The organism is Sporosarcina sp. FSL W8-0480 (assembly GCF_037963765.1).
GTDB lineage: Bacteria > Bacillota > Bacilli > Bacillales_A > Planococcaceae > Sporosarcina.
Genome location: NZ_CP150166.1, coordinates 561,339 through 573,321, shown reverse-complemented (window position 1 = coordinate 573,321; position 11,983 = coordinate 561,339). Strand labels below are relative to the sequence as shown.

The 11,983-nt window shown below is 43.9% G+C and carries 11 protein-coding genes; all 11 read right to left on the bottom strand.

Annotated elements, in window-relative coordinates:
* Positions 1 to 51: 51 nt before the first annotated feature.
* Positions 52 to 990: an ABC transporter permease gene (locus NSQ43_RS02910; RefSeq protein WP_339254762.1), complete on the bottom strand. Its 939-nt coding sequence runs from the start codon at positions 988 to 990 to the stop codon at positions 52 to 54.
* Positions 990 to 1,925, bottom strand: coding sequence for an ABC transporter permease (locus NSQ43_RS02905; RefSeq protein WP_339252852.1), 936 nt, complete (start codon positions 1,923 to 1,925; stop codon positions 990 to 992). Before NSQ43_RS02905 ends, NSQ43_RS02910 begins: the two co-directional genes overlap by 1 nt.
* Before the next feature lie 12 nt (positions 1,926 to 1,937).
* Positions 1,938 to 2,762: a M55 family metallopeptidase gene (locus tag NSQ43_RS02900; protein ID WP_339252850.1), complete on the bottom strand. Its 825-nt coding sequence runs from the start codon at positions 2,760 to 2,762 to the stop codon at positions 1,938 to 1,940.
* Between the two features lie 202 nt (positions 2,763 to 2,964).
* A complete protein-coding gene (gene opp4A / locus NSQ43_RS02895) occupies positions 2,965 to 4,803 on the bottom strand; it encodes an oligopeptide ABC transporter substrate-binding protein (protein ID WP_339252849.1) in 1,839 nt (612 codons plus the stop codon).
* A gap of 21 nt (positions 4,804 to 4,824) precedes the next feature.
* Positions 4,825 to 5,739, bottom strand: coding sequence for an ABC transporter permease (locus NSQ43_RS02890; protein WP_339252848.1), 915 nt, complete (start codon positions 5,737 to 5,739; stop codon positions 4,825 to 4,827).
* Positions 5,740 to 5,769: 30 nt separating this feature from the next.
* Positions 5,770 to 6,738, bottom strand: coding sequence for an oligopeptide ABC transporter permease (gene opp4B, locus NSQ43_RS02885; RefSeq protein ID WP_339252846.1), 969 nt, complete (start codon positions 6,736 to 6,738; stop codon positions 5,770 to 5,772).
* Positions 6,739 to 6,754: 16 nt separating this feature from the next.
* Positions 6,755 to 7,681, bottom strand: coding sequence for an ATP-binding cassette domain-containing protein (locus NSQ43_RS02880; RefSeq protein ID WP_339252844.1), 927 nt, complete (start codon positions 7,679 to 7,681; stop codon positions 6,755 to 6,757).
* Positions 7,662 to 8,687 (bottom strand): ABC transporter ATP-binding protein, encoded by a 1,026-nt coding sequence (locus tag NSQ43_RS02875; RefSeq protein ID WP_339252842.1) that lies wholly within the window; start codon positions 8,685 to 8,687, stop codon positions 7,662 to 7,664. Before NSQ43_RS02875 ends, NSQ43_RS02880 begins: the two co-directional genes overlap by 20 nt.
* Before the next feature lie 288 nt (positions 8,688 to 8,975).
* Positions 8,976 to 9,950 carry a DUF4003 family protein gene (locus NSQ43_RS02870; protein ID WP_339252840.1) on the bottom strand — a complete coding sequence of 325 codons (975 nt, stop codon included), beginning with the start codon at positions 9,948 to 9,950 and terminating at the stop codon, positions 8,976 to 8,978.
* Positions 9,951 to 9,998: 48 nt separating this feature from the next.
* A complete protein-coding gene (gene trpA / locus NSQ43_RS02865) occupies positions 9,999 to 10,793 on the bottom strand; it encodes a tryptophan synthase subunit alpha (RefSeq protein WP_339252838.1) in 795 nt (264 codons plus the stop codon).
* Positions 10,790 to 11,983, bottom strand: a complete 1,194-nt coding sequence (gene trpB, locus NSQ43_RS02860) for a tryptophan synthase subunit beta (RefSeq protein WP_339252836.1) — start codon at positions 11,981 to 11,983, stop codon at positions 10,790 to 10,792. Before trpB ends, trpA begins: the two co-directional genes overlap by 4 nt.

Here is an 11,983-nt window from a genome sequence, read left to right as displayed (position 1 = left end):
AGACCGCCGCTCCACCTTCATTTAACGTACTTCCATTTTCATTCAACCCATTCACCCCCTCAGTTTCGGATCAAGTGCATCTTGCATACCGTCTCCGAGGACGTTAAATGCAAACATTGTTAGTGAAATAAAAAGTGCCGGGAAAAATAATCTCCACCAATGACCTGATAGTATAACTGGCAATGCATCATTCGCCATTACCCCCCAGCTTGCCACAGGTGCTTGGATACCAAGTCCGATGAAACTTAAGAACGCTTCCGCAAAAATTGCACTTGGAACAGTCAATGTCATTTGAACGATGATCGGACCCATTGTATTCGGAAGTAAATTCTTTCTAATAATCCTTGGTGTCCTTGCACCAAATGATTTGGATGCAGTGACAAATTCATAGTTTTTAATCTGAAGTACTTGTCCCCTGACAATCCGGGCCATTCCTACCCATCCGGTTATCGTCAGTGCCACAATGATTGTCGTTAAACTTGGACCCATGATGACCATTAATAGAATTACGACTAATAAATGCGGCAGCCCATAAAGGACTTCAATGATACGCATCATGATCGTATCCGTCCTTCCACCTTTATAACCACTGATTCCTCCATAAATAATGCCGATGAAGAAGTCGATCAAAGCCGCTGCGACGCCGACAAATAACGAGACCCGGGCTCCATGCCAAGTTCGTGTAAAGACATCCCATCCCTTATCATCCGTTCCGAACCAATGTGTCGAAGAAGGCGGCTGATTCTGATTGGCGTACTGTGTCGTTTCTATATTATGTGGCGATAGAATAGGAGCAAATATAGCAAACAACGTTAAAATGATTAAGAATATGAGACCGCCCATTGCCAATTTATTTTTCCGTAATCTCCGCCATGCATCTTTCCAATAGGAAAGTGAGGGACGAACGACGGATTCGGACTTTTCAGCATCCCGCCCTTTCGGTTTGAACCACTCGTCCGGGGCTTGCACATTTTGTTGACGTGTTACCATCACGCATCACCTTCCTTCCGGTGAAGTTTAATGCGCGGATCAATGAATCCATAGACGATATCTACTAAAAACAACATGAATACTAAAAATGCACTATAGAATACAGTTGACCCCATAATCACTGGATAATCCCGATTATTAATGCTTTCCACAAAATATTTCCCCATCCCTGGTATTGCAAAGATCTTTTCGATAACAAATGTACCTGTCAATATTCCCGCGAGCATTGTACCCATAATGGTAACGACCGGCATTAATGCATTCCTGAGTGCATGGCGCAATACGATGCGTGCAGGGGATAATCCTTTTGCCCTCGCCATCTTCATATAATCCTGGGTGAGTACCTCTAACATGCTCGACCTTGTCAAACGTGCAATGATTGCGGTTGGACCTGTGGCAAGTGCCAATGTCGGTAAGACCATATGCATCCTGCTACTCCAAGTGGCTGGGGGAAATATATTCCAATTGACCGCAAATTGCTGGATTAAAACGGTCGCCAACACGAAGTTCGGAACGGATATCCCAATGACGGCAAATGCCATCGCGGAATAATCGATGATCCCGTTATGGCGCAAGGCCGCAAGGGTTCCTAACGTAATCCCCGAAATGACCGCTACAAGGATCGTTATCATTCCAAGTTCAAATGAAATCGGGAAACCTCTTGCAAGTAATGTGTTCACCGTCTCATTCGGCTTCTTAATGGAAGGCCCGAAGTCAAATGTGGCAATTGACTTCAAATACTCAAAGTATTGCACATGTGTCGGTTGGTCCAACTTATAGAATTTCTCTAAATTTGCTTGGATTGTCGGATTCGATGTCCTTTCTTCGTCGAACGGAGAACCTGGTATCGAGTGCATTAAGAAAAATGTTAGCGTTGCTATAATGAGGATTGTCGCAATCATCATGAAGAATCTCTTTACTATGTAAATCGCCATGCGGCATCCCCCCTAACAGTACTTTGTTTGCATTGCCAACTCCACCATTACAAGCATCGCACGATATGCTTCTAAAATGTCTCTTGCTTCAAACCTCACAATTGTAGTCCCCGGTTCAATTTCACAACCCGGCATTAGTGCAGCCCATTCCGCCTGTCCATAGTTTGTGAATTCAATCCGTAATATTGGTTGAGCAGGAGGGATTAAAGGTTTGATCATAGTACGTTTCGCAATCGCTTCAGCCGTCTTTTCTTCCAATAACGCTTGGGATTTTTTAGGATGAAGGGTCTTTACAGCGGAGCGTGAGATAGATTGTTTTACCGCCGCGGTTACGATGCCGGGTATCAATGCTTCAGCTTCGCGGCAGGCTTGATCGTCACCCGCTACCATGATGACAGGTACGCCGTAATGACCCGCCACATATGCGTTCAATCCGAGTTCTCCAATTTCCACGTCATTGATGAACATCGTTCGAACACCAAAAGTCATCGAGTGGCTCATTACACCCGGTTGCCCGGCCCTTGCATGATATCCAATGAAAATCACACCATCGAAAGAGTCATCCAAGGCCTGCACCATCGAAAACGCTTTCAAATCACCGGTTATCAAATCCGCGTCGGGATGCAATTCTTCCACAAGAAGGTTGTTCATCTTGGAATGGCTATCATTAACAAGTACTTCTTCAGCCCCCTGGCCAAATGCCGCTCGGATGATTGCGTTTGCCTCCTCTGTCATAATACGCCGCGCCCTCTCGTAATTATGCCTAGATGAGTCAACAAACGTATAATCTGGCAGACCTGTAATGCCTTCCATGTCTACGGAAACATAATACTTCAATACTTCTCCCCCCATTTCTTCTATTTAATTACTCACTGACTGATTTATTGGTAACTTCAATACTATCAAATACTTATGAATATTACAATATAGTTTGTGAATTAAAAAAGAAGGGTACGAAAATATAAACATGCAAAAACCGCCACCCGATTAGCCGGATGGCGGTAATTGTAGATTACAAGGAGAACCTTGTAGTCACTTATTATTCAGTTACGCCCCACTTCCAAAGACGTAGGTCTGTGCCTGATTCGATGGAGTAGTTTGTAACACGTTTGTTAACACCCATTAGGTAGTAACGGAATACTGTTGGTGCAACTGGAACTTCATCAACCATAAGCTCTTGCCACTCTTTGAACTTACCTGCACGGTATTCTGTATCCAAAGATTTTTCGCCAGAGATAGCTGCAAGAAGCTCATCGTTCTTCTCGCTTGTGTAACGAGTGTAGTTAAATGCTGCAGTTCTGCCGTATAGACCAGATGGGTTCGGGTCAGAACCTACACCCCAAGCACCTTGGTAGATGTCGATATCTGGATCGTCAGCTTCTACGCGGTCGTAGAATGAGTTGAACTCATGTAGACGGCCTTCAAGAAGTTGTACTTTGATACCTACGTCAGCCCAGTTTTGAATGTACCACTGTGCGATTGGCTCAGCAGTTTCTCCACCTGACATGGAAGCGAAGTTAAGTTCGAATTTCTCGCCCTTATCGTTCTCACGGAATCCGTCTCCGTCAACGTCAACGTAGCCAGCTTCGTCAAGAAGCGCTTTCGCCTTTTCAGGGTCGTAGTGCGGTGTTGGAATGCTTGAATCATGGAATGAAGCGAATACAGGAACAATTAGAGTTGTACCTGGGAAACGTAGACCGTGGTAAAGTTCTTTACCGACAGTTTCGTTGTCCATTGCCCACCACATTGCTTGACGTACAAGTTTGTTAGCCATTTTTGCATTTGGATCTGTTATGCTTTCTTTCTTATCTGCATCCCACTTACCAAGTTTGAAACCGATGTAAGTGTAAGCAAGGTCAACTTCCGCTAACAATTCGATATTGTCGAGTTCTTTAGCGTTCAAGTATTGGTCAACTGGAATTGATGCGATATCGATATCGCCTTTCTTAAGTGCTTCAAGGATAGAAGCAGAGCTTACTACTTTCAATACGATAGAATCTAGTTGAGGCTTACCTCTCCAGTAATCATCGTTACGCTCATAAAGAACAGATTCACCTGGAACGATTTTTGAAACTTTGTATGGTCCGAAACCGATTGGGTTTGTACGGATTTTGTCAGAAGCTACAAGTTGTTCCATTGTAACTTCACCTGTCATAACATCTCCGACATGGTGTCTTGGTGTTGCGTTACCCCAAATACCAGACAAAAGTGAAGGAGTCGCTTCTGTGTAAGTAATTGAGATTGTTCTGTCATCATCAGAAACTGTGATACCAGAAATTTCAGTTGTTTCTCCGTTATGATATGCAGGCATACCGTCAACGTTAGAGATCATGAATGTGTAACGAGTTCCTGTGTAGTCCGGGTGACCAAGTAGTTGGTAAGAGTAAAGAAGGTCACTTGCTTTAACAGGCTCGCCGTCATGCCATTTTACGCCATCACGGATTGTGATTGTGATAGTTTTGTAGTCTTCAGAGATTTCGTATGTTGCAGCACCGTCGTTAGTGATCAAGAAGTCACCGTCATAAGCGAACAAGCTTTCATTGAAGAAGCTCATTACAGTGTTATCAGGTGAACCTGAGTAGAACACTGGGCTTAGAGTACCTTCGAATGGAGTGTCAGAAACTAATGCATAGTTCAACTCTCCGCCATCGATTGGTGTTCCTGTGTTAGTGACAGTAAGTGGGAAATCGAGTCCAGCGTTTGGATCTTCTGCTGGCTCTTCCTCATCATCGTCATCTTTAGGTGTTTCTGTTTTTCCTGTGTCTTTGTCTGGTTTCTCTTCACCAGCATTGTCTTTGTCCTTGCCTGTACATGCAGCTAAAAATACGCTGAGAACAAGCAATAGACTTGCAAGTAGCATAAACTGCTTCTTTGCCATTGTATTCCCTCCCCTTATTTTTTAGGCTAATCTTTGCCTTGCGTCTGACGCGCGTTTGATCGCTTGCCCGACGAAATTTATACACAGCATCATTACTAAAATTAGTAATGCTGCAGGTAACCATGACCACCACTTATTTTGCACGATATCCGGGTTTCTTGCGAATGCAACAAGCGTTCCAAGTGAAGGAGTACCAGCAGGTAATCCGTAACCTAAGAAAGTAAGACCTGTTTCTATCCCGATATTTCCTGCAAGAGTAAGTGTCATATTAACGATGACGAGTGAACTTAAGTTAGGGAACATTTCAAAAAGCATGATCTTCCAACTTGGCGTTCCTAACGTCTTGGAAGCGTTGATGTAGTCAAGCTCCCTTTCTTGCAATGCTCTGGAACGGATAAGCCTTGCTTTTCCGAGCCATAGGAAAACACTCATAATTAGAATAAACGAGACAACATTATAATTTGGAATGATAGTTACCATTACGATGATGAACATAGTAGTTGGCAATACCATCATGAATTCAAGAAAACGCATCATGACATTATCTACGTGGCCTCCGTAAAATCCGGAAATCAATCCGTATGAAAGGCCAATTACTCCTGCAATCACCGTTACGGCAATACCGATTGTAAATGAGTTACGTGCACCAATCATCAGCTGACCAAATACATCACGACCACCGTCGTCAGTACCAAGCCAGTTAGCGGCGGAAGGCGGCTTCCAAACATTCAAGAAGTTTACACGTTTCAATGCTACCTGGTCTATAAAAAGCGGTGATAAGTATGCAGTTCCTAAGATAATGATAAGCAAAATAAGCGAGATTATAGCCATCTTATCATGTATTATTTCTCTCCAAATCGTTCTTGCAAACGATGGATTATTTAACTTCTCTCTTGCAATCAATTCTTTTTCATTTATTGTGACTGTATCTTTCATCGGTATTCCCCTCCTCTTCTTCCTTTTTCATTATTCAATTCGGATACGTGGATCTACAATGCTTAGGATGATGTCCGATAGCATTGTTCCGATTACTACAGCTGTCCCGGATATGAGAACAAGCGCTGTAACAACGGTGAAGTCACGTAAGTTAATTGACTGAATGAAAAGTTGTCCGAGTCCTTGATAACTGAAGATGGTTTCGATGAAGACTGAGCCACTGATCAAACCTGTAATCTCATACCCAAGGAATGCTGCGATTGGCAATAGTGAATTTCGCAAGATATGCCGTGTGTACACTCTTCCTTCAGGTACCCCTTTGGCCCTCGCCGTTTTCACATACTCTTTATTTTTCTGGTCTATAATATCGTTACGCAAATATTGAATCGTACCGACTGTTGCAATTATTGCTCCTGACATGACTGGCAGGAATAAGTGTTTCGCCCTGCTGACAACATAATCCCATGTTCCCGACTCTATTCGAATATCGACACTGCCTCCATAAGGGAACCATCCCAATACAAAAGCGAATACGAAAAGCATTAATAAGGCAAAAACGAAAAGCGGTGTTGCAAATGCGACATAGTTATAAGTAACAATCAATTTATCCGCCCAAGAATCTGTCCAGCGCCCGGCTATAATACCAAGCGGAATGGCGATTAAATAGATTACTATTCCAGTGAATAAAGAAAGTAGCACTGTATTCTCAACTCGGCCTGCTATCAGTGTAGTAACTGGCTGTTGGTGAGTGTATGACTGGCCTAAATCACCCTTTACCGCTTTTCCGAGCCAACGTCCGTATTGAACATACCACGGATCATTCAAGCCAAACTTTTCACGAATTTTTTCAATCTGTTCAGGTGTAGCATCTGGATTCCCCATGAATGCTCCCGTTACCGCATCACCCGGCATCGCTTTCGCAAGCATGAAGATGACGAGGCTTAGGAGGATGAGCTGCGGAATCATGATCAATGTTCTACGTAAAATGAATTTCAACATTTACATCATCCCCCTCTTATTGCATGGCAACGGAATGCGAATCTGAAATCTTCTTCAAATCGAACATCCGTCCATCTTTGTCAAAGTAGTTATTGTAGCCGGTTTGGTATTCTTCGTTAATCGCTTGGCGAAGATGCATCTTCTCGAAACGCTTCTCAGGATTCATCTCCGGAATAGCAGCGATCAAACGTTTTGTATACACATGCTGCGGGTTATTGTAGATTTCGTCAGCAGTACCTTCTTCGACGAAACGTCCGCGGTACATGATACCGATTCGGTCGCACATATGTTGAATGATTCCAAGGTCATGCGAGATAAATAGATACGTCAAGTTGAACTCTTCTTGAATTTCCTGCATAAAGTTCAATACTTGTGCCTGAACGGATACGTCCAATGCCGAAACTGGCTCGTCTGCAATGATCAATTTGGGATTCAATGCAAGAGCACGGGCAATTCCAATACGTTGACGTTGACCACCAGAAAATTGGTGAGGGTACTTATAGATTGACTCAGGGCTTAATCCGACCCGCGCAACCAATTCTTGTACTCTTAAAAGCTCTTCTTTAGCTGAAAGTCTTTCAAAGTTACGTAGAGGTTCAGCGATGATGTTCAAAACGTTTTTACGTCCATTCAAAGAAGAATATGGATCTTGGAAAATCATTTGAATGTCTTTCGTATATTTATATCGTTCTGCTTTGCTCATTTTGGCTAAGTCCTTGCCTTCAAATATCATTTCTCCGGCAGTTGCTTTGTTCAAGCCTATGATTGATCTACCAGAAGTCGTTTTCCCACAGCCGGATTCTCCGACAAGACCATATGTTTCCCCAGGTTGTAATTCAAAGCTAATGCCATCAACTGCCTTTACATGGTCTACAACTCTGCGGAAAAAACCACCACGAATTGGATAGTGAACTTTCAAATCATTAACTGTTAGTAGCGACATAATCATTCTCTCCTACTCTGTCCTCCGGGAAATAGAACGTTTTGTAGCATGTGCAACGGACAAAGTGGTTCGGTGCCGCTTCATGCATCTCCGGGTTCTTTTCATGATCCTCTTCAGGTATCCACTCGATACGTGGTGCGAAACGGCAACCTTCACGATCGAGGTTCTGAATAGAAGGAACTATGCCATCAATGACATGCAACTTTTGCTTTGCCTGCATATTGGAAGGAATTGAATTCAATAGCGATCTCGTATATGGATGCAATGGATTTTCAAATAACTCCTTAACCTCAGCAATTTCAACAACTTCACCAGCGTACATAACTACTACGCGGTCTGCCATTTCAGCAACAACACCAAGGTCATGAGTGATCAGGATGATTCCTGTCTTCATTTGGTTTTGCAATTCTTTCATCAAGTCTAAAATCTGTGCTTGAATCGTTACGTCCAAGGCAGTTGTAGGCTCATCCGCAAGAAGAAGAAGTGGATCGCATGCAAGTGCGATAGCAATGACGACACGTTGTCTCATCCCACCCGATAGCTCATGCGGATATTGCTCGTACACGCGTTGTTCGTTTTTAATACCGACTCGACGAAGAAGTTCCAGTGCTCGTTTTTTCTTTTCTGCTGCGGATAACTTTAGATGATAATCCATCGGTTCTTCGATTTGTCTTCCGATGGTCGCAAGCGGGTTCAGGGCAGTCATCGGATCTTGGAAGATCATCCCTATGTCCTTCCCTCTAACTTTGTTCAATCGGGAGCGGGAAACTGTTAATAGATTTTCATCACCAAAGTTTACTTGACCATCAAGCTTCGTGTTCTTATGGTCATGCAATCCCATGATAGAAAGGGCCAATGCACTTTTCCCACAACCTGATTCACCAACGATTGCCACAACTTCATTTTCATGGACAGTTAAGTTGACACCATCCACTGCTGCATAGTAATCACCTTTAATATTGAATGATGTCCGTAGATCTTTTATTTCTATGACCGGCTTTTTCATCTGACTTTCCCCCTTACTCACTGACACTTCATCAAATAACCAATTTTCTTATTTTGCGAAAAGTTATTGAACTCAATATACTACACATCAGAAGTCCTGACAATACTGTTTTTTTAGAATATCATAATCTTACATTACTTCTAATATGACAAAATCATTACAAACATTGACTTGTAAGCGTTTTCACGAAATAAATTTCCTGAAAAATAAATTTTAAAAAAAGGAGAAAAAAGCCGTATAGTTCGACTAACGGCTTCTTCTCCTGTTTATTTTACATATTCATCCAAATTATCCATCCGAGGAACTTGTAGCTGAGGAAACGGCTACCGAGGCTACGGTTATCGCCATCACTGCTTGCTGCGCTTGTAACACCATCTCGATGGATGTTGCCATACTAACACCGACTTGATTTGCGGATTCCGTCAAATGGTGCAGCATCATACCGCATGCAAGTGACAAGGCCATTTCCCTATTCCATTTGAACTGCTTAGATCTCTCTAACTCTTTTGTTATGGAGATAACTTTCCTAATCTTTTGATCATCAACATCAAAAACGGTAAGGAATCCAATCATCGGGTAATGAATGGGCTTTACTTTCAAGTCATACTCTAAAACTCTAAATATATCTGCTGCTCTTTTTACGTAATCTGAGTGAAAGGTTATATCAGTATATGTCATCACTTGCGACAGCCATTGAAGTTCATTACCGGCTCGGAAACCTTCTTTACGCAGTGCATCGTAATAGCAGCGCATTGCCTGTGCATGGTGTTCGGGATCCTCTCCCTTTTTCGCTAAAAGCATTGAATAGGCATAATCATCATCCGAAGTCAGAAAGAAATGTTGTTTTTTCATCGCATCATAGAGCTTCTTTGCCTGCTCCGCCTCTTCTTCAAACAGTTTAGGATCATCACTCATGAGAAGTGCAGCTAAATAGGAATGAATCGAGTTGCGAAAGCCTGCTTTCTTTAACGCACGCTGTTTGACTAACAAAAGGTCCGCTTCTTCATCCATGGAGTTGGCGGATTGGGTCAGAAAGGCTGCCATCATCGGCAATAAATTTCCACGTAACGGTGAAAACCAGCCTGCCCTTTCCTTTAAGGAGGCCATGGCTTGACTGAAATTGACAGCATTGAATTCTTTGGCGGCCGTCACATAATACGAAGTAATTGTTAATACTACGTTTTTGGTTACACTCCAACCGGCCAAGGATTTCACTTTGTCATATGTGGTTTCCACTTCATGTCTAATCATTTCCACCTGCATGCCGCACATCCCCTTTGTAATAAGTACGTGCATATTGTTGAAAAAGTTTCACGGAATGGCAATATTTTTAAACTTTCTATCCGACGCCTTTAGTAAGCCACGAATTGATTCCAAATCTTTACGATGAAACGCGTCCACAATCGCACTGCCAACAATGACACCGTCAGCATGATCCCCAAGCTGTTCAACTTGTTGTGGTGTTGAAATCCCGAATCCGGCAAGGACAGGCACCGGGCTAACTTCCTTCACCCGCTTAAGATGTTCAGCAAGTTCACTACCAAAACTATTTCGCACGCCCGTAATCCCGTTCACTGTGACTGCGTATATAAACCCTTCCGCATTGGCTGTAATGTCCGCTATCCGTTCATGCGAACTCGTCAAGGAGATTAGAGGAATCAAGGCAATATCTGTCCCTTGTAACTGTTCATACAACAATCCATTTTCCTCAATTGGCAAGTCAGGGATGATCAACCCACAAATGCCAATATCCTCGCATTTTTTAATAAATGAAGCGACGCCTATAGCCAAAATTGGATTTAGATATGTCATGATAACCAACGGAACAGACACTTCACCTTTAACTTCCTCAAGCTTCTCTAACACTTTCCGCAACGTCACACCGTTCAAAAGTGCACGTTCCCCTGCCTGCTGGATCACTTCCCCGTCCGCAACCGGATCCGAAAACGGAATCCCGATCTCTATTGCCGTCGCCCCGCATTCTTCAAGGAAAATGAGTTTCTCCTGTAGCGTCTCCAATCCACCGTCCCCCGCCATGATATAGGGGATAAACGCGATCTTCCCTTCCTCCCTGCATTCACGTATCCGCTTTTCAACTGTCTTCATCCCACTCCACCCCCAAGCACATCACGCACCGTCTGCATATCTTTGTCGCCACGGCCCGATAGACAGACGACGACGATTTTCTCAGGCGCCATATTCTTTGCCAGTTCAGTTGCCAAGTAGATTGCATGTGCGCTCTCAAGTGCAGGAATGATCCCTTCCGTCCTCGATAAAAGCGTCAGCCCTTCAAGAGCTTCCGCATCCGTCACTGCCCCGTATTTCACCCTGCCAATATCATGCAAATGGCAATGCTCCGGTCCGACCGCAGGATAGTCAAGCCCAGCCGAAATCGAATGTGCTTCCTGAATAAATCCATCATCGTCTTGAAGGACATACATATATGCCCCATGCAGCACGCCTTCCCGGCCGTACGCAATCGCCGCTGCATGCAACCCTGTGGAGATGCCGCTGCCCGCCGCTTCGACGCCAAATAATGCGACGCCTTCATCCTCAATAAACGGATGGAACATGCCGATCGCATTGCTGCCTCCCCCAATACACGCAACAATTGCGTCCGGCAAACGTCCTTCCTTCTCAATAATCTGCCGCCGTGTCTCCACACCGATCACCCGCTGGAAATCCCGCACGATTTCAGGAAACGGATGCGGTCCAAGGGCCGACCCTAATATATAATGTGTATCCTCCACATTTGTGACCCAATAACGCAACGCTTCATTAACTGCGTCCTTCAACGTTCCCGAACCTTTGTCGACCGACACAACCTTTGCGCCTAATAATTCCATCCGGAAGACATTCAACTCCTGCCTGCGTATATCTTCCTTGCCCATGAACACGACGCATTCAAGCCCGAATAATGCGCAAGCAGTTGCGGTAGCCACGCCATGCTGCCCCGCACCTGTCTCCGCAACGATTTTCTTCTTGCCCATTCGCATCGCAAGCAATGCTTGACCAATTGAATTATTGATCTTATGCGCGCCTGTATGATTCAGATCCTCACGCTTCAAGTAAATCTTTGCACCACCGATTTTTGCAGTTAAACGTTCCGCGAAATAGAGAGGGTTCTCCCTACCGACAAAATCATGTAAATAATAATCCAACTCCTCAGCAAACGTTGGATCTGCCTTCGCCTGCTCATAAGCCTTCTCCAACTCAATAAGCGCTGTCATCAATGTCTCCGGCACATATTGCCCACCGAATTTGCCATACCTGCCTTTTCTCATCTCAATTGCCAT